17 protein-coding genes are annotated in these 18,397 nt (G+C 72.4%); 11 read left to right on the top strand and 6 right to left on the bottom strand.

Translation table 11 applies throughout. The features are described from left to right. Positions 1-61: 61 nt before the first annotated feature. A complete protein-coding gene (locus AW27_RS15945; RefSeq protein ID WP_052030367.1) occupies positions 62-1,276 on the top strand; it encodes a peptidoglycan-binding domain-containing protein in 1,215 nt (404 codons plus the stop codon). A gap of 33 nt (positions 1,277-1,309) precedes the next feature. Here the strand turns inward: AW27_RS15945 and AW27_RS15940 are convergent, their stop codons facing one another. The 3 genes from AW27_RS15940 to AW27_RS15930 all read right to left on the bottom strand — a co-directional run bounded on the left by AW27_RS15940 (position 1,310) and on the right by AW27_RS15930 (position 5,394). Next, the gene (locus tag AW27_RS15940) at positions 1,310-3,460 is read right to left on the bottom strand and encodes an ATP-binding SpoIIE family protein phosphatase (protein WP_037921403.1); all 2,151 of its coding nucleotides are present in this window, start codon (positions 3,458-3,460) and stop codon (positions 1,310-1,312) included. A 611-nt stretch (positions 3,461-4,071) separates the two neighbouring features. Then, positions 4,072-4,653, bottom strand: a complete 582-nt coding sequence (locus tag AW27_RS15935; RefSeq protein ID WP_157840215.1) for a hypothetical protein — start codon at positions 4,651-4,653, stop codon at positions 4,072-4,074. Positions 4,654-4,743: 90 nt separating this feature from the next. Next, positions 4,744-5,394: a TetR/AcrR family transcriptional regulator gene (locus AW27_RS15930; protein ID WP_037920696.1), complete on the bottom strand. Its 651-nt coding sequence runs from the start codon at positions 5,392-5,394 to the stop codon at positions 4,744-4,746. Positions 5,395-5,527: 133 nt separating this feature from the next. Here AW27_RS15930 and AW27_RS15925 point away from each other — a divergent pair, with 133 nt between their 5' ends. The 5 genes from AW27_RS15925 (at position 5,528) to AW27_RS15905 (ending at position 10,611) form a co-directional block, all read left to right on the top strand. Then, positions 5,528-6,331 carry an alpha/beta fold hydrolase gene (locus AW27_RS15925; RefSeq protein ID WP_037920698.1) on the top strand — a complete coding sequence of 268 codons (804 nt, stop codon included), beginning with the start codon at positions 5,528-5,530 and terminating at the stop codon, positions 6,329-6,331. Next, entirely contained in the window at positions 6,328-6,945 is a 618-nt protein-coding gene (locus AW27_RS15920) for a dihydrofolate reductase family protein (RefSeq protein ID WP_037920701.1), read from the top strand. The genes AW27_RS15925 and AW27_RS15920 overlap by 4 nt, the downstream gene beginning before the upstream one ends. 258 nt (positions 6,946-7,203) lie before the next feature. Continuing rightward, positions 7,204-8,412 carry an NAD(P)/FAD-dependent oxidoreductase gene (locus AW27_RS15915; RefSeq protein ID WP_037920703.1) on the top strand — a complete coding sequence of 403 codons (1,209 nt, stop codon included), beginning with the start codon at positions 7,204-7,206 and terminating at the stop codon, positions 8,410-8,412. A 178-nt stretch (positions 8,413-8,590) separates the two neighbouring features. Then, a complete protein-coding gene (locus AW27_RS15910; RefSeq protein ID WP_052030368.1) occupies positions 8,591-9,643 on the top strand; it encodes a hypothetical protein in 1,053 nt (350 codons plus the stop codon). A gap of 14 nt (positions 9,644-9,657) precedes the next feature. Continuing rightward, entirely contained in the window at positions 9,658-10,611 is a 954-nt protein-coding gene (locus tag AW27_RS15905) for a sigma-70 family RNA polymerase sigma factor (RefSeq protein ID WP_172671309.1), read from the top strand. A 300-nt stretch (positions 10,612-10,911) separates the two neighbouring features. On the opposite strand, the gene AW27_RS15900 is transcribed toward AW27_RS15905, so the two are convergent. After that, positions 10,912-11,244: a hypothetical protein gene (locus tag AW27_RS15900; RefSeq protein WP_037920705.1), complete on the bottom strand. Its 333-nt coding sequence runs from the start codon at positions 11,242-11,244 to the stop codon at positions 10,912-10,914. Between the two features lie 150 nt (positions 11,245-11,394). After that, positions 11,395-11,607 (bottom strand): hypothetical protein, encoded by a 213-nt coding sequence (locus AW27_RS15895; protein ID WP_037920709.1) that lies wholly within the window; start codon positions 11,605-11,607, stop codon positions 11,395-11,397. 324 nt (positions 11,608-11,931) lie between these two features. Between AW27_RS15895 and AW27_RS15890 the strand changes: the two genes are divergently transcribed. Genes AW27_RS15890 through AW27_RS15880 form a run of 3 tightly spaced genes read left to right on the top strand, consistent with a single transcriptional unit; the run spans position 11,932 to position 14,436 of the window. After that, positions 11,932-12,090: a hypothetical protein gene (locus tag AW27_RS15890; RefSeq protein WP_157840217.1), complete on the top strand. Its 159-nt coding sequence runs from the start codon at positions 11,932-11,934 to the stop codon at positions 12,088-12,090. Positions 12,091-12,124: 34 nt separating this feature from the next. Next, entirely contained in the window at positions 12,125-13,366 is a 1,242-nt protein-coding gene (locus tag AW27_RS15885; RefSeq protein WP_037920711.1) for an ATP-grasp domain-containing protein, read from the top strand. Between the two features lie 5 nt (positions 13,367-13,371). Then, entirely contained in the window at positions 13,372-14,436 is a 1,065-nt protein-coding gene (locus AW27_RS15880; protein ID WP_236647606.1) for a branched-chain amino acid aminotransferase, read from the top strand. A gap of 67 nt (positions 14,437-14,503) precedes the next feature. On the opposite strand, the gene AW27_RS15875 is transcribed toward AW27_RS15880, so the two are convergent. Continuing rightward, the gene (locus AW27_RS15875; RefSeq protein WP_052030370.1) at positions 14,504-15,544 is read right to left on the bottom strand and encodes a helix-turn-helix domain-containing protein; all 1,041 of its coding nucleotides are present in this window, start codon (positions 15,542-15,544) and stop codon (positions 14,504-14,506) included. Between the two features lie 333 nt (positions 15,545-15,877). Here AW27_RS15875 and AW27_RS15870 point away from each other — a divergent pair, with 333 nt between their 5' ends. Next, positions 15,878-17,119: an ATP-grasp domain-containing protein gene (locus AW27_RS15870; RefSeq protein ID WP_106967573.1), complete on the top strand. Its 1,242-nt coding sequence runs from the start codon at positions 15,878-15,880 to the stop codon at positions 17,117-17,119. Further along, positions 17,116-18,369 (top strand): MFS transporter, encoded by a 1,254-nt coding sequence (locus tag AW27_RS15865; RefSeq protein ID WP_037920713.1) that lies wholly within the window; start codon positions 17,116-17,118, stop codon positions 18,367-18,369. Before AW27_RS15870 ends, AW27_RS15865 begins: the two co-directional genes overlap by 4 nt. Positions 18,370-18,397: the final 28 nt, after the last annotated feature.

Below are 18,397 nucleotides of genomic sequence, written 5' to 3'. Positions count from 1 at the left end.
ACGACGGCCGCACGTTCGGCGAGGCCCGTCCGAAGGGCCTCCGAGAAGAGGATGTACGCACGTGTCCCCGTCGACCTGCCCACGCTGCGGCGCCACCCGAGCGACCCGGGGCACGGACTGTCCCTGCCCCGGAAGCGGGGCGACCGCGCCCGGCGACCGCGAACCGTTCGCCCGCACCTGGGTGCGCCCCTACGTCGGCGCGGCGCAACACGGGCCCCCGGCCGCTGCCGAGGACCGGCACGGGACCGAACCGGATCCGGCCGGGGCGCACGGTGACGCCCCGGGACGCGTGCTGGGGATCATGCAGCCGTACGTGTCCTTGCGGCCGGACCACGGTCCGCCGCGGGAACACCGCGCCGCCGGCACGCTCCCGCCGCACCCCGGCGCGGCGGTGTCCGCGCTCCACCCGCCGGCCGGTTCCGCGCCCTCAGCGGGGCAGGGGACTCCCCCCGCCCCCGGTGGTCCGTACCCGCTCGGGGACGACACCCTCATCCTGACCCCGGTCGGTCCCCACCCGCTCGGGGACGACACCCTCATCCTGACCCCGGTCGGCCCGCGCCCCCTCACCGGCGCGGCCGCCGCACCCGGGGACGTGCCGGGGCCGCGCCGGAACCGCGGCAGGCGGCCGGCGTCGCACCGGCGTGCCGGCGGGCGCCGGTCGGCCGGGGCGGTGGGTCTGATGGCCGTGATGGCCGTGATGGCGGCGGTGGTCGGCGCGGCGGTGCTCGGCGGCCCACAGGTGGATCCGCGCGCCACCGCGCAACGGGTGGAGTCGGAGCCGACGTCCGTCCCGCTGCCCGCCGTCGATCCCACGACCGCGCCGTCCCCCGGCGGTCCACCGACCCCGGCCGCCGAGGGCACGGAGGGCGCCGCCGGTCCCCCCGATGCGGCGAAGCAGCCGTCCGGGCGCCCCGGCGTCACCCCGCCCAGACCCGCGGCCACCCCGCAGCAGGGCCCCGCCCCCCGGTGCGTCACACCGCACCTTCCCGGAGCGCCGTGCCCGTCCGCCGGCCGGCCCGAGACTCCGTCGCCCAGCCGACGGCCCCCCGACCTGTGCTGCGGTGCGAGCGGTCCCGAGGTCGCCGAGCTGCAGTACCGGCTACGGGTGCTCGGCCTGTACGAAGGCCGTCTGAACGGCGCCTACAACCAGCGGCTGACCGACGCGGTCGCCGCCTACCAGAGCAGCCGCCGCCTCACCGGAGATCCGCGCGGCTCGTACGGGCCGGAGACCCGGGCAGCCCTCCAGCGGGAGGTGCCCGGCGTCGATGCCCGGTGACCCCCCGCGGGGGCGCGGGCGCAGCGGAGCAGCTCAGATCGGCAGTTCCAGCCACACGGTCTTTCCGCGGCCACTGGGCGAGGTACCCCACGCGCTCGCCAGACTCTCCACGATGAGCAGGCCGCGTCCGTGCTCGGCCCGGGCGTTCCCCTCGCCGGACACGGAGACCGGCGACGGGACGGGCGGAGTGACGTCGGAGTCGCGCACCTCCAGCCGGATGTGGTCCGGGCCCTCGCGCAGGCGCAGGTCGACATGGCTGTCGGCATGGATCAGCGCATTGGTCACCACCTCCGAGGCCATGAGCTCCAGCGCGTCCGCGACGTCCCCGTGGCCCCAGTCGTGCAGGCTCTCGCGGACGAACCTCCGTGCGGCCCGAACACCTGGAAGGTCGTGCCGGCGGACCTCCATGCGGGCGAACCGGTACCGGTGGCGCGGCAGTGCGCCCTCGTAGCGTGCCAGGAGCAGGGCGATGTCGTCGCGGCGCTCCGGCGGCGCGGGCAGGGCGGCGACCAGCCGGTCCGCGAGGCCTTCCAGGTTGTGTTCGGTGGCGGGAGGCCCGGCCGCCAGCAGTTCCCGGACCCGGGGCATCAGGTCGGCGTCCCGGGCACTGGTGAGGCCGTCGGTGTAGAGCAGGAGCAGAGTGCCCGGTTCGAGAAGGAATTCGACGCTCCGGTACGCCACGCCGGAGTGGACCCCCAAGGGCACGTCGACGGGCACGTCCGGGGTGTCGAGGCTGCCGTCGGGACGCCGCAGGAGCGGTGGGGGATGGCCGGCCGAGGCGACCTCGGCCGTTCCCTGCGCGGCGTCCACCCGGACGAGGCAGCATGTCGCCAGCAGGTCGGTCTCCAGCGCGGCGAGCAGGTCCCCGGTCCGGCTGAGCACCGCTGCCGGGCCGTGCTCCTCGCGGGCGTAGGCGAGCATCGCGCTGCGCAGCTGTCCCATCAGCATCGCGCTCTCCACCTTGTGGCCCTCGACGTCGCCGACGATCAGGCAGATCCGGCTGTCCGGCAGGGCGATGACGTCGTACCAGTCGCCGCCGATCCCGGAGGCCGAGGCGGCCGGCAGGTATCGCGCGGTCGTGACGATGTCCGGCAGGTCGCCCAGGATGCGCGGGAGCAGCCATTTCTGGACGCTCTCGGCGATGGCGTGCTTCTTCTCCCCGAGCCGGACGCGCTCCAGGGCCTGGGCGAGCAGGCTCGCCATCATCATCGCCGTCGCCTGCTCCTCCGGCGTGAAGTGGCGCTCGGCCGGGAAGCCGAGGGCGCACACCCCCACCGGGGTGTCGCCCGCGCGCAGGGGAAGGAAGGCCCAGGCGCGGCAGCCGTCGTCGGGCGCGTCGGGATAGGCGGCGAGGAGTTCGGCGCGGTCGGAGAAGAGCCGGAGGTCCCTGCCGCGCAGCGTGTCCGCGTAGGGGGACGGCGCCTCGGCGGAGGCTCCGTGGACCGAGCGGAGGGAGCCGGCGGCGGTGCCGTGGTGAGCCGTGACCCAGAGCCGTCCGCCTCCGAACCCGGTGATGACGAGGGACCCGGCCCGATAGGGCGCCATGATGCCGGTCCGGGCCACGTCGGCCACGGCATCCATGTCCGCGGCCTTGTTGAGCGCTTCGGACAGCTTGTGCAGCTGGTACATGAGGGTGGTCTCGTACGAACCGGGGATCCCGGGCAGTCCCCAGCCGCCCGACGGCTCGCCGTCGCTCGGCGGCGGAACGGAATCGACGGAGAAGACCACCGGGCGATCCGGGGGGTCCGGCGGACCGCCGCCTGCCGTGCCCGCCGTCAGACGGGCGGCCAGCCGGTCGCCGATGGCGCGGAGCTTGCGGCGCTGCGGAATGCCCAGGGTGCCGTCACGAGTGGGGAGCCGCACGACGGTCAGGGCGCCGAACCGGTGGCCGCCGCCCGACAGCGGGGTGGACATCACCGAATAGGGGAAGGGGACCAGCCGCGCGAGCCCCGGGTCGTCGGGCCTTGTCTCGGGCTCTCCGATGACCACGACCGTGCCGGTCCGCCACGCCCTCGCCGAGGCGTAGGGAGCGTCGACCGGGATCTGCTCGGGCATGGTGAAGATCACCGGAGGGGAGCCGCCGATCAGGGTGGCCCGCAGTCGGCGACGGCCCCGGTCCAGCAGGTAGACGATGCCGGTGACGGCGTCCAGCTCGACGAGCGCGTCGCGGATCGCCTGGCTCATCGGCCTCCCGTACGACGCCGCGCCGCCTGGGGCGGCAGACGGCCGAACGCCCTCGGGAACGGCCTCCCGGTCGGCAGCTGACATGGTGCTGATCTCCGCTCACCGGCACACCGGTACGGGCGCGGAACCGACGGGAACGTGGCTGTTCCGCGCGTCGACGACGATGCGCCCGTGCGGCGCACCGCCTCCCCGTCCATGATGCGCCGGACCGGCCCGGCAGGCGGCCCGCCGGCGCCCTGCCCGCCCGGAGGCGAGGGCCGGGCCCGCGCGCACCCTGCCGCAGGGCGATCATGCTCCTCCGGGTCCTGGCAGGCCCGAACGGGCCGCGGAAGCCCTCCCGGCCTGCGCAGGGACGGGGGCGATGACCGCCCGCCTCGTCGTCGGTCATACGGGTGACCACGACGAAGCGCGGAAGGCCCCGCCATGACCGACCTGCTCACCGCGCACCGCCGCGCACCGCCGCGCCCCGCCGCGTCCCGTCCGCCGCTCCCGCATCGCGCCCCGCCGCACGATGGTCCGTGGCCGGGGGAGTGCCGGCGGGACCCCGCCCCGGCCGGCCCCGGGCGCCGGGGCGGGGTCCCGCGAGGGCGGCGCGGGCTTCTCCGTGCGGGTCAGCCGAGGCGGACCGTGATCTCGGGGAGGGGGATGTCGGACAGGTTGAGCCGGAACCCGACCACGGTCAGGTACGTCTGCGAGTCGGTCAGGGCGGAGGTGGTGGACGGCGCCAGGGTCTTCCCGCGCGTGCTCACCAGCAGGGACCAGCTCCCGCGCCGGTAGCTGCGGGACAGGTCGGGGCGGTCGCCGTTCGGGTTCGGCGTCCAGCCCTGCCGTTCCAGGTCGGCGCAGATCGCGTTCATCTCCGACACCGCGGAGGTCCGTTCGCGGACGGCCGTCCAGCCGGTCCTGTCCGAGTCGGCGCCGGTCGGGCCGAGCGGCCGGCCCTGCGCGGGGTCGAGGCCCGCCGCGCCGATCGCGGTCTGAATCGCCTCGTCCACGGCGTCCCGTGGCAGGGGCGGCGACGTGGACTCCGGCGTGGGCGCCGACGCGGACGGCGACGGCGCGGGCGCCCCCAGGCGGATGCGCCCGGTGTCGTCCCTCTGGATGAGGTCCGGAAAGGCCGCGGCGGCCAGACTCCCGATCAGGGCCACGGCCAGCCCGATCCACACCCTCTTCAACAGCGCGTTCAACGCCATCCCCCCCCGAGTGATCGTTGAGAGGAGTCTCACACATGCCGCCCGGCCCGGCGCCCGGAGGCCCCGAGGGGCCGAAGTGCCCTCCGGCCGTCAGGCCGGTCCGCCGTCGCCCACGGGCTGCGCTGGGCCCGGCGCCCGGTACGCGGCGAGGAAGGTGCGGACGCCGGCCGTCGCGTAGAGGTCGAGGTCGGCCTCCGTGTGCCGGGCGCCGCCGTGGAACATGGCCTGGTTCACGGGGATCCACAGCAGCAGTCCGGCGAAGTGGTGGGCGGCCAGCACGGGGTCGTCGGTCCTGAGCGCCCCCTGGCCGGTCAGGCGCTCGAAGGTGGCCGCCAGGGTGGCCAGGACCCGCTCGAACCCGTGCTCGTACCAGGCGGCTCCCAGCGCGGGGAAGGTGTCGGCGTTGGCGATGATCAGCCGACGCAGCTGGATGACCCCGGGCTGGGTGAGGGTCGTCAGGAATCGGCGGGCGAGGCGGGTCAGGTCCTCGTCCAGGGTTTCGGCGTCGGCGGGTACGTCGGCCACGAGGTCGATCATGCCGTCGATGCGGTCGGTGGTGGCCATGACGATCTCGGCGAAGAGCTTTTCCTTGTCCGCGAAGTGCTTGTAGACGGTCTGCTTGGAGACCGCCGCCAGTTTCGCGATGTCGTCCATGCTCGTCCCCGAGTACCCCTTGTCCAGGAACACGGTGGTTGCGGCATCCAGGATCGCCTGGTGCTTGCGTGCCGAACGGCCGTCCATCTTCGACTCCCTCTCCACTCCGTATCCCCGCCCCCGAAGAGTACTGGACTGACCAGTACTCGTTTCGGTACTGTACCGTCTAGTTCCATACGGCGCGGCCCTCCGGCCGTGCCGCCTACGCATGGGGGTTCACATGGGGAAGGTCACCTCGGCCGATGGCACGGCCATCGCGTTCGAGCAGCAGGGTTCGGGTCCTGCGGTGGTGCTCGTCGGGGGCGCGTTCATGACGCGGCACGAGTCGGCGGAGCTCGCCGGTCTCCTCGCCGAGCACTTCACGGTGATCACGTACGACCGCCGCGGGCGCGGCGACAGCGGCGACGGCCCGGCGTACGACGTGCAGCGGGAGGTAGAGGATCTGGACGCGCTGATCGGGCACGCCGGCGGCGAGGCCATGCTCTTCGGCATGTCCTCCGGCGCCGTACTGGCGCTGGAGGCCGCCGCCCGGGGCAGCGCCGTGACCCGGCTGGCCCTGTACGAGCCGCCCTTCATCACCGACGACAGTCGTCCGCCGCTGCCCGCCGACTACGTCGCCCGGCTGGAGGAGCTGCTGGAACAGGGGGCGTACGGCGATGCGGCGGCGTACTTCCTGACCGCGGCCGCGGGTGTGTCCGCCGAGGCCGTCGCCGGCATGCGGCAGGCCCCGTTCTGGCCCGGCATGGAGGCCAACGCCCGGACCCTGCCGCACGACGGCCGGATCATGGGCGAGACCATGTCCGGCCGTCCCCTGCCCGCCGACCGCTGGCAGTCCGTGACGGTTCCCGTTCTCGTCGGCAGCGGCGACGCCGGCCCGCCGCACATGCTCACCGGCGCGCGGGAACTCGCCGCGCTCAAGGACAACTTCACCCTCCGGGTCTTCCCCGGCGAGGAGCACGCCATCGACCCCGAGCACCTCGCCCCGGTCCTGACCGGGTTCTTCAGCTCCGGGGAGCAGGCGTGAGCAAGGTCTTCGCCAGCCTGGGCATGTCCCTGGACGGCTTCATCGCCGGTCCCGGCTCCGGCCCCGACAACCCGCTCGGGGACGGCGGAATGCGCATCCACGAATGGGTCTTCGGCGTAGAGAGCTGGCGGGCCCGGCAGAACGCCGAGGGCGGGCAGACCGATCAGGACGACGCCATCGTCCGGGCGAACTTCGACCGGGCCGGCGCCTACATCATGGGCCGGCGGATGTTCGCCGAAGGGGAGGTCGGCTGGTCCGACCCGCCGCCCTTCCGCGCCCCCGTCTTCGTCCTCACCCACACCCCGCGGGAACCGTGGGTGCGGCAGGGCGGCACCACCTTCACCTTCGTGACGGAAGGGATCGGCAGCGCGCTGGAGCGGGCTCGCAGGGCCGCGGGGGGCAAGGACGTACAGATCTCCGGCGGTGCCGACACCGTACGGCAGTTCATCGACGCCGGACTCCTGGACGAACTCCAGATCCATCTCGCACCCCTCGTCCTCGGCGCGGGCGTCCGGCTCTTCGACGGGGTGTCGGCGGCCCTCGGCCTCGAACCCGCCGGGGTGGTCGACTCGCCGCGGGTCACCCATCTCACGTACCGGTTCGCAGCGTCCTGACGATCCGGGTCCGTGAGGTCCGGGCGGCAGTCCCGGCGTCACGGCCGACCGTCCGCGGGGTGCTTCTCCCCCTCGGACGGCTGTCGCCGCGGGGCGGGTTCGCGACCGCCTGGCAGCCTCCGTCCGGCCGCGGTCGAGGCGCAGGGCGGCACCTCCGTCGATCTGTGACTCACGTCACATGCGATTCCTGTCAGCAATCCGGGTGCTGTTCCGCTCAAGCCGGCGACAGCACGCGAAACCGACCGACAGGAGCAGCACATGAAGCACCGCATCGCCGTCCTCGGAGCCGGCTACGCAGGGGCCTACGTCGCCGGGACCCTGGCCCGTCGGCTGTCCCCGGCGGACACCGAGATCACCGTGGTCAACGCCGAGCCGGACTTCGTCCAGCGGCTGCGGCTGCACCAGCTCGCGGCCGGCCAGCAGATCGAGGCCCCGCAGCTCGCCGACGTGTTCGCGGGTACGGGGATACGCCTGCGCCCGGCCCGGATCACCGGCATCGACCCGGAGCGCCGGGTCGTCGCCGTGGCCGACGCCGACGGGGGCGGTGAGGTCGGCTACGACACGCTCGTCTACGCGCTGGGCAGCCACGTCGCCGACCACGGCGTCCCCGGTGTGGCCGAGCACGCCTTCCACGTCACCAGCCGTCCGGCGGCGTTGCGCCTGCGCGAACGCCTGGACAGCCTGGACAGCCCGGGCAGGCGGGACGAAGGCGGGAGGGTGGTGGTCATCGGCGACGGGCTGACCGGCATCGAGACCGCCACCGAGATCGCCGAATCCAGGCCCGGGCTGTCGGTGGCGCTGGTTGCCCGTGGCGAGCTGGGAGCCGCGCTCTCCGCCGGGGCCCGCGGCCACCTGCGGCAGGCCTGCGACCGACTGGGCATCACCGTCCTGGAGCACACCGACGTCCGCGCCGTCGAGGCGAAGTGGGTGCTGTGCGCCGACGGCAGCACGCTGGCGTCCGACGCGACCGTGTGGACGGCCGGGTTCGCGGTCGGCCTCATCGCCGCCGAGGCCGGCCTCGACGTCACCGAGGACGGCCGGGTCGTCGTCGACCGCACCATGCGCTCGGTGTCGCACCCGCACGTGTACGCCGTCGGCGACAGCGCCTACGCCCTCGGCGACAACGGTCGGCCGCTGCCGATGTCCTGCGCCTCGGCCGGCTACACCGGCATGCAGGCCACGGTCGCGATCGTGGGGCGGCTGACCGGCCGCAAGATTCCGAACGTCAAGCTGGAGTACCACGGCAACCACATCAGCCTCGGGCGGCGGGACGGGATCCTGCAGATGGTCGACGGCGAAGCGCAGGCGAAGCCGAAGTACCTGGGCGGCCGGAAGGCCGCGCGGATCAAGGCGGGCATCCTCAGGATGTCGCTGTGGACCACCTCGCACCCGACCTTCGGCCTGCCCAAGCGCAAGCGCCACCTGGCAGCCGTACCGGACAAGTCCACCGAGAAGGCAGCCGCGTAGCCGCCCTCGACAGCCCCGCCGTTCGCTTCGACACCGGCGGGTTCGAGGCCGACGGCGGATCACTCCGTCCGTGTCGCTTCCGGGCGTGGTGGCGTTCGGCCTCGGCATCCCGGCACCGGGCCGGGCGGCCGCGGCCCCCGTCACCACGCGAAGAAGACTGTCTGTGCGAGGAGGAAGCATGGGTAGTCCCGTCCCCCGCGCGGCCGACACACGGCCGTCGTCCTGGCCGACCGTGGCCAGAACAGTCGTCCTGCTCACGGCGATCGTCAGTGTGCTGCTCACCACCTTCGCCTGGCCGTCGGTACGGTCACACGCGCACGACGTGCCGATAGCCGTCGCCGGACCGGCCGCGGCGGTCGAGCAGCTCAGCACCGCCCTGGACCGACGCCTGCCGGACGGCTTCGCGATCCGAGAGGTCGCCGACACCGCGGCCGCCGAACGGTTGATCCGCGACCGGGAGGTGTACGGCGCGATCGATGCCACCTCCGGCACCCCGCACGTCATCACGGCCTCTGCCGCCAGCACGGCGCTCGCCCAGACCCTGCAGGGCGTCGCGGCGGGGCTCGGCCAGGCGCAGGCTCAGGGTGCCCCTAAGACGCCCCCCGTCCGCGACCTCGTCCCCATGCCGTCCGGCGACCCGCGCGGTGCCGGCCTGGCCGCCGGAGCCCTGCCCCTGGTCATGGGCAGTCTCCTCGCCGCACTGCTGCTGACCAGGCTCGTCCGCGGCACTGCCCGCCAGGCCGTCGGGGCGGTCTCCTTCGCGATCACCGGCGGCCTGGCCGTGGCAGCGATCCTGCAGTTCTGGCTCGGCTCGCTGGGCGGCTCCTACGCCGCCAACACCGCGGCGATCGCCCTGACCATGGCGGCCACATCGCTGAGCATCATCGGGCTGGGGGCCCTGCTCGGGTTCGCGGGCTTCGGCCTCGGAGCCGCCACCATGATGCTCATCGGCAATCCCCTGTCGGGTACCCCGACCGCCCCCGAGATGCTGCCCGGCCGGTCCGGCGCGCTCGGCCAACTGCTCCCGCCCGGGGCGGGTGGCCAACTGCTGCGCTCCACGGCCTTCTTCGACGGTCGCGGCTCCGCCCACTGCGTCCTCGTGCTCACGGCCTGGCTCGGATTCGGTGTCGCGCTGTGTCTGGCCGGCGGGCTGCGCACGCGCCGGCGTCGTCTGGCCGCCGGGCCGGATGTCCCGGCCGAGAACGCGGTCGCGCAGCCGGGTGGTCGGTAACTAGGCTGATTCGCGTGGACAGCGCCGCCATCGACCGCTTCGACACCAGTCGGTTCGAGGCCAGCCGCAATCGGCTGGCCTCGCTGGCGTACCGGCTGCTGGGCTCGGCCGCCGACGCCGAGGACGCCGTGCAGGATACGTTCCTGCACTGGCAGGCCGCCGACCGGCAGCTCATCAGGGTGCCGGAAGCATGGCTGACCAAGGTCGCCACCAACCTGTGCCTCGACCGGCTCCGCTCGGCACAGGCCCGCCGCGAACGCACCGTCGGCGCCTGGCTGCCCGAACCCCTCCTGGACGGCGACCCGATGCTCGGCCCGGCCGACACCTTCGAGCAGCGCGAGTCGGTCTCCCTGGCCATGCTGACCCTCATGGAGCGCCTCTCACCCCACGAGCGGGCCGTCTACCTCCTGCGGGAGGCGTTCTCCTACCGCCACGCCGAGATCGCCGAGATCCTCGACATCACCGAGTCCGCAAGCCAGCAGCACCTCCACCGCGCCCGGCACCGCATCACCACCGCGCGCCGCGGCGGAGGCGAACTCGACCCGGCATCCGCCCGCAGGATCGTCGAGGAGTTCCTCGCCGCCGCTTCCTCGGGCCGTACCGAACAGTTGGTGGCGTTGCTCACCGATGACGCGACCGCGATCTCCGACGGCGCGGGCCTGACCGAGAAGCTGCTGCGGTACGACACTCCGCAGCGCATCGCCGCCATCGCGCGGGCCGGCTTCACCTCGACACCCGCGAAACAGCGGCTTGCCGGAGGGGTCTCCGCCGTCCACTACGCGCTCGTCAACGGGGCCCCCGCCATCCTCTTCGTGCCCGGAGACAAGGTCGTCGGTGCCGTCACGTTCGACATCACGGGCGGCAGGATCGCAACGGTGCGCGGCATCGCCGCGCCCTCCCGGCTCGTCCGCCTCACCGCTGCCTGGCGGCAGCACGAACCGGACGCGCCGCTCATCACCGAGTGGTGACGCGAGCGGACGTGGGCTGCCGCGTGCCCGCCTTCGTGCTGCCGGCGTCCTCGGTGCCGACGCCGGACCTCCCGGCGGCCTGCTGGTGGGGCTGATCGCGACCGCCCTCGGGGGTCGCGCTCTGGCGAGCTCGCGGTCGACCGGCTGAGTGCACCGGACCAGGCACCGCCTGCTCCGCTGTCGCGTGGCGCCGGCGAAGTGGGTGGTGGCCGGGTCGCTGGCGAGGACGGGGCCGCCGTATCGTGAGGAAGGGTCTCGTCCCGGTAGCGTCGGGACGAGACCCTTCCGGGTCGGACGATCTCAGGCGTCGCGCCGTTGGAATGCTGTCACCGCTGCCGCTGTCTTCGCCGCGATCAAGGCGAGGAACACCATTCCGCCTACGAACGGGCCCAGTTGGGCGCTGCTGTCCAGCAGGGTGGTGCTGGTGTCCGCGGCGCTGGTCATGGCGCCGCCCGCGGTGAAGGGCAGGAATGCGCCGGCACGTTCCAGCACCGGTTGGCCGGAGTTCGTCAGAACCGAGTCGGCTACCCGAAGGTTGTGCGTGATGAGGTCAAGGCCGTCGCCGACCAGATCGTCGAACTTGCCAACCCGGGCATTGACCCGGCGGAACTCGGCGATCCCGCCCCCCGGCACGGCTCGCCGTCACATGCTCCCTTCCGGCGGATGGTTCGAGACCCAGACGCTTCCGCGGATGAGGCCACGCCTCCTCGCCGTGGTCCTGGTCGTGCCGCCACTGCACCTGCATTGATCGTCCTTCTGCTGGAGGGTTTCGGCCAGACCGGTTCAGTGGTTCTTCTGCGGTCCGGAGGCGGTCTGCGGCTGCTTCCGGCCGGCCGGCGGTTGCCTCAGGGAGAGGGTGGTCAGCGGAGCGAACGCGGTGAGGGCGGTGAGCGTGCGCAGGTTGTTGAAGAGTTCCCGGCGCCGCAGGATCTCAGCGTGATCGAATGCCCGCCGTTGGTCTCCGAGTCCGCCGGCTCGAAGCAGGAACTCGGGCACCGGCTGCTCGACCGGTTCGGCCGGTAGGTGACCCTGACGGAGCTGGGCGACGCCGCGCTGCCGTACGCACGGGCGGCGCAGTTCTCGGCTACGGATGTCGGCATCTCCCGCGGGAGCACGGGCAACGATGCGGGTCCCGGCAACCGCCGAGCCCCTGGGCGGGGCCCGCAGCAGAGTGACACCAAGGTGCCAGACTCCATGCTGCCAGCTACATCCCTTGGGCCCGCCGCGGCTCCTCATGCAGGATCACCACAAGGGGAAATCGGGCCGGAACGCAAAACGATCCGGCCGAATACCGGTAGTGAACCACGGGGGAAGCTGCACATGAAGTGTGTCAGGAATGCCGTTGCCGTCTTTGTCGCGCTCATCGCCGTCGCGTTCGGGGCGGCCGAATTCGGAACCGGGGACACGGTGAACTCCGCGTCGGCCGAGACCACGGCCGGCGTGGCCACCGCCCCTCTGAGAAGCCTCAACTGGGACTGATCCGGCATCGCGAGAAGGACGTAGGGAGAAGCAAATGAATGTCTTGGTGTGCCGATGGGACCGGGTCACGCTGGAGGCCGTACTCGACCGGGGCGCCTCTGTGACCCTGGTATTCGACGAGTGGGAGGCCGCCAACCGGGGCATCGACCAGAAGCTGCTGGACCGGGTCGACCGCCACTACGTGATCCGCAGCTTCGACGCCCTCGACGAGCTGGCGCAGCTGGCCGTGGACATCCGCTCCAACGGTGTGAAGATCGACCGGCTGCTCAGCCTCTCCGAGTTCAGCCAGTTCGGTGCCGCCTACCTGGCACAGCTGCTGGGCCTGGCGCTGCCCGCCGTCGAGACCTCCGTGCTCATGCGGGACAAGCGCGCGATGAAGGACCGCGCCCAGCAGGCCGGCATCCGCTGTGCCCGCTACGTCTCCCTGTCCACTCGGGACATCGAGGGATCGGTGCGGCAGGTTGAGCAGGAGCTCGGGTTCCCGGTCATCGTGAAGCCGGCCGCGGGCCTGGGCTCGGTCGACACCTTCAAGGCCGAGGACGCGGCGCAGCTCACCGAGGCCCTGCGGGAGGCGGGCCGTGACGCGACGGTCAAGTTCCTGATGGCCGAACAGGTCCTGGACGGTGACGAGTACCACGTGGACGCGGTCTGGGCCGACGGGAAGGCGCGGGTCTTCGGCGTCAGCCGGTACCTCCGCCCGCGGATGACGGTCACGACGCCGGGCCGCGACAACGGCTCGATCCTCCTCCCCCGCGACCGCGAGGCCGCGCTGTACGAGGAGATCGAGCATCTGCACGAGCGCATCAACACCGCCTTCGGCATCACCGACGAGATCACCCACCTGGAGATCTTCCGGCGAGCGGACGGTGAGCTGTGGTTCTCCGAGATGGCCACCCGTTTCGCCGGCGGCGCTATCCCGGAGAGCTTCGGGCCGCAGGGTGCTGACCTGCGGGAGCTGTGGATCGCCGCGGCCCTGGGCGAGCCCGGCGAGGAGCTGCCCGTGAAGACGGCGCCGTACCCCTATATCGGGTGGATCAACCTCGCGCCTGCCGGCACCGGACGGATCCTGGAGGATCCGTCTGACGAACTCATCTCCCGCTTCCCGTACGTGCTCAAGACAGTCCGCAGCCGCCCGGTCGGCTCCGAGATAGGCGAGCTGCACCCCTCGGTCTGGTGCACGCTGCTGGTCCTCGGCGCGGACAGCGAGGCCGAGTTCCGCCGGCGGGCCGCGGAGCTGGAGGCAGCGCTGCTGCCGTCCTACGTGATGGGGCAGTGAGCCGGGTGAGCACGGCAGGGCTCGGCTTCGGCCGGCACTTCACGGAGCACATGGCGGTCGCACGGTGGATCCACGGGGCGGGATGGTCCGGCGTGGAGCTGACCGAGCACGGTCCGCTGGCCCTGTCCCCCGCCGCCATGGCCCTGCACTACGGCCAGGCTATCTTCGAGGGGCTCAAGGCCTATCCGCAGCCGGACGGCTCACTCGCCCTGTTCCGGCCCGGGGCCAACGCGGAGCGCTTCAACAGCAGCGCCGGTCGTCTGGCCATGCCCGAACTGCCCGAGGAGCTGTTCGTCGAGGCGTGCGAGACGGTGGTCCGGGCGGACGCCGACCAGGTGCCGCGCGGGCCCGGGCAGAGCCTGTACCTGCGCCCGTTCATGATCGCAGTGGAGCCCTCGTTGGGCGTCAGGCCGGCGTTGGAGTACCTGTTCGCCGTTATCGCCTCCCCCGTCGACCACTTCTTCGCCGACGGCTACCAGGCCATCGAAGTGTGGTGCGCGAGCGACCAGATCCGTGCCGCCCGCGGGGGCACGGGGGCGGCCAAGTGCGCCGGCAACTATGCGGGCAGCCTGGCCGCCAAGGCGGAGGCAGTGGCCCAGGGCTGCCACGAGGTGCTGTGGTTGGACGCGGAAGAGCGCCGCTGGGTGGAGGAACTGGGCGCGATGAACTTCTTCTGTGTGACCAGGGACGAGGACGGCGCTCCACTCCTGGTCACTCCCGAGCTCTCGGGGACGATCCTGGCCGGCAACACCCGGGACAGCCTGCTGCGCATCGCGCCGGACCTGGGCGTGCGGGTCGTCGAACGGCCCGTCGCGCTGGACGAGCTGACGGCCGGCGACGGGAAGGTCACGGAGGCGTTCGCCTGCGGCACCGCCGCGTCGGTGGTGCCCATCGGCGGAGTGACCACGGCAGAGGGGCGTGTCCGGATCGGCGACGGGCGCCCGGGGAAGATCACCACGATGCTGCGGGACGAGCTGGCCGCCATCCAGTACGGCGTCCAGCAGGACCCCCATGGCTGGATGCGCCCGGTTCCGGTACACGCGGCGGCCGGTGCGGCACCGGCCGGCTGAACGCGAGGCCGTGAGCCCGTGCGGTGCCGGGCCCTCGATCAGGGGGTCCGGCGCCGTCGGCCTTCGGCTACAGCCAGCCGCACTCCACGGCGCGCACCCCGGCCTCGAAGCGGCTGCGCGCCTCCAGCCGGGTCATGAGGTCCGCCATGACCCGGCGGACGCTGCGCAGGGAGAGCCCCAACCGCTTGCCCGCCGCCTCGTCCGTCAGCCCGGAGGCCAGGATGCGCAGCAGCTCGCGCTCCTGCGCCGTGAGGCCCTGGTCGTCGCGCTGCCCCGAGGTGCCGAGCGGGAGTGCCGATTCCCACAGCCGCTCGAAGAGGGCGATGACGGCGGCGATCACACTTTCCTCGCGCATCAGCACCGCTCCGGCGCGGCTGTCCTTGGGGTCGATGGGCAGGATGGCCGTCTTGCGGTCGATCACGATGATGCGCATCGGCAGGGTGGGCACGGTGCGGATCTCACCGCCGAGACCGGTGAGCCAGACCGCGTACTGCTGGGTGGCGGGGTGGTTGCGGACGCTGTCCAGGTACAGGGTGCGCAGCGACACCCCGCGGGCCAGTACCTCGCCGTCCAGCTTCTGGCTGGCTTCCAGGCTCTCGGGTGACAGCCCGGCCTTGGGGATCAGCGCGAGGATCTCCGACTGTACGTCCTTGGAGAGCTCGGCGATGCGGTTCCTGGTCGAGTCGAGGCTGCGCAGGTACTCGATCTCGCCGGTCTCGCGGGCGCCCTGGGCGGCCTCCCGCTCCCGCATCAGGTTCATCATCGCCGTGCGTGCCTGCTGCAGCTCGTGCTGCTCCTTCAGGAGCGCGGCCTCCCGCTCGGCGATGAGCGCGCCGAGGCCCAGGTTCGGCTGTATGGCGACCATGCGGCCGGGGTTCTCGTGGGACGGCCAGATCAGGCCCAGCCCCGCCAGCTCGGCGCGGCTCGCCTCGACCGCCTCCTCGGTGCTGCCGAGTTCCACGGCCAGCTCGGGCGTGTCCCATTCGGGACGCTGGAGCAGCAGCTGGTACATCGACTCCGCGAGCCGGGTCAGGCCGAGGCATTCGAGTACGGGGTCCGTCGAATCCGTCGAATCCGCCGCATCGCCCCCGAGGCGCTCCAAGATCATTTGCATTCTCTTTCTTCAGCCCTGGGTGGTCGATTCAGGGCGTCGCACCGCCGAGGAACTGTAGCCCGCAGGTGCTGCCATGTCCAAGGTCGTCACAGAGTGTGATCATCCCTGATCGGAAGGGTAGGGATGCGGTGTGAGGTGACATCAAGGTGCCAGTCTCCAAGCTGCCCGGCGGATCGATTGAGTTCCCGATAATCCCGCCACGACAATTTATCCACGGAATTCATATCTGTAGGGGTGGGGTATCGGAAGAGAAATCCGCGGCATGCATCTCCCTGTCCGGGGCGGCATCGGCGGGTCCCGCCCACGGAAGATTGCACGAGGTGTTTCATGCGGTATCTGGTCTGTCGTTGGGAAGTGGGCGCCATCGAGGCCTTGTTGTCCCGCGGCGTGGACGTCGTCTTGCTCATCGACGCCTGGGAGGCCGAGCACCGCCATCTCGACCCCGGGATCACCGGCCGGCTGGAGCGGTTGATCCGGATCGACAGCTTCGAGGCCATGGACGAACTGGCCCTGCTCGTCACGGGTCTCCAGGAGGAGGGACTGGCCTTCGACCGGGTACTGAGCGTCTGCGAGCGGGGCCAGTTCGCCGCGGCGTACCTGGCCGCTCTGCTCGGCCTGGGCCGGCCCACCATCGTCCAGAGTGTCCAGGTCCGCGACAAGCGCGCGATGAAGACCGCGGTCCGGCGGCTCGGCGTGCCCACCGCGCGCTTCACCACGGTCCCGTCCGGCGACCCGGGGGCGGCTGCCCGCCATGTTGAGCGGGAGATCGGATTCCCGGCCGTGGTCAAGCCCGTCGCCGGTGCCGGGGTGGTCAGCACCGCCCGGGTCGGGACGGCCCGGGAACTGGAGGCCTGGCTCGCGGTGAACGCCGCGGACGGTCAATTCATGGCCGAGCAGATGATCGACGGCGAGGAGTTCCACGTCGACGCGGTCTGGGTGGACGGCAAGGCCTGGGAGTTCGCCGTCAGCAGGTACCTGCGCCCCCGAATCGAACTCGACGACCCCGGCCACCTCAACGGCGCGATCCAGCTCCCCGCAGCCCGCGAACCCGAGCTGTACGCGGCCGTCGAGGAACTGCACAGCCGGGTCAACGAGGCGCTGGAGATCACCGACGGCATCACGCACACCGAGCTGTTCCGTTCCCCGGACGGCAGCCTGTGGTTCTCCGAGATCGCCACCCGTCCGGGCGGCGGCGGCACCACCCAGGCCTTCCGGGCCCGCGGGGCCGACCTGCGCGAGGTGTGGGCCGAGTCCCTGGTCAGCCCGGACCGGCGGTCGCAGCCGCTGTCCGAGCCGCCCCACCCGTACATCGGCTGGGTCATGCTGACCCCCCGTACGCCGGGCCGTATCACCCGCGAGCCCGCGGACGCCGAGATCAGCGCGTTCCCGTACGTCCTGGACGTCGACCGGACCGCCCGTGTCGGTGACGTCGTCTGGACGAACAGCCTGGCGCCCGGCATGACCCTGGTCATCGGTGCCGACAGCGAGGAGCAGTTCACCGAGCGGGTCCTCGTCCTCGAATCCGCCCTCGTCCTCGAGACGACGCCCGCCGACGGGGCTGCAGCATGACCGTCGTCCAGGACTTCCGGGAGCTGCCCGCCCCGGCGAAGCTGCTGCTGCTGGCCAGAGCGGTCACGTCCTTCGGGTCCGGCCTGGTCCTCCCGCTGCTCGTCATCTATCTGGTCCAGGGGCGCGGCTTCGGGATCTCCGTCGCCACCAGCGCGATGGCCCTCACCTCCGTGACCGCTTTCGCCGGAGGGCTGGTGGCCGGCTGGGCCGCCGACCGGTTCGGCAGCGTGCGCATCGTGTTCACCGCGCTGCTGCTCGCCGCGACCGGCACCGGACTGTACGCGTGGGTCACGGCGCCCTGGCACGCCCTCGCGGCCGGGGCGGTCTTCGGGCTCGGCGTGGGAGGCACCAGCGTCTGGCACGGGCTGTTCGCCGAGGCGGTGGAAGCCGACCGGCACCCGGTTGTGTTCGGGTTCTCCTTCGGTGTCGCCAACGCGGCGCTCGGCATCGGCGGCATCCTGGCCGGGATCGTCGTCAGCATCGAGCACCTGTGGACGTTCCAGGTCGTCTATCTGGCCGACGCCATCACCTTCGTCCTGGCCGGGCTGATCACCGTCGTCGCGGGCAAGCGCCTGTCGGCCCCGGTGAATCAGCCGGAAGAGCACGGGCGGCAGTCCTCCTACCTGCGGGTGCTGGCCAACGGGCCGCTGCTCGCGGCGCTGCTCGTCGCCTTCCTGATGTTCGCCATCGGCTACTCACAGCTGGAGTCGGGTATTCCCGCCGTGCTGGTCGCGCTCTCGGACGTCCGCCCCTCGGACATCGCGCTGATATGCCTGGCGGACACCGCCTTCGCCGTGATCGCACAGATCGCCCTGATGCCGGTGGTCAAGCGCACCCCGCACCGGGTGTCGTTGGCGATCGCCGCGCTGACCTGGATGGTGTTCTGGGTCGTGCTGCTCGGGGCGCTCGAGACCGGGTCCCGGGTCGTGATGCTCACCGCGATCTGTGCGGGCGTGGCGGTGGCCTCCGTGGGCGCGGCCTTCTACTCCATGGCGATGCCGACCCTGGTCAACGCCGCCGCGACCAGCGCCGACCGGGGGCGGGCGAACGCCCTCCTCGGGATCTCCACCTCGCTGGGGTTCACCGCCGGGCCGTTCGCCGCGGGTCTGCTCGCCGACCACGGCATGGCCCGGACCTGGGTGCTCGTCGCGGCGGTGACCACCGCGGCCACCGCACTGCTGGCCTGGGTGCTCCGGCTGTCCGGCACGGCGCAGCCCGCGGAGCCGACGCTGCAGCCCGAAGCGGTCTGACGCCGGGGCAGGATGAAGCGGTCCGAAG

The organism is Streptomyces sp. PCS3-D2 (assembly GCF_000612545.2).
Lineage (GTDB): Bacteria > Actinomycetota > Actinomycetes > Streptomycetales > Streptomycetaceae > Streptomyces.
Note: the sequence above shows the minus strand (reverse complement) of the source record. Positions and strands in the feature narration are given on the sequence as shown.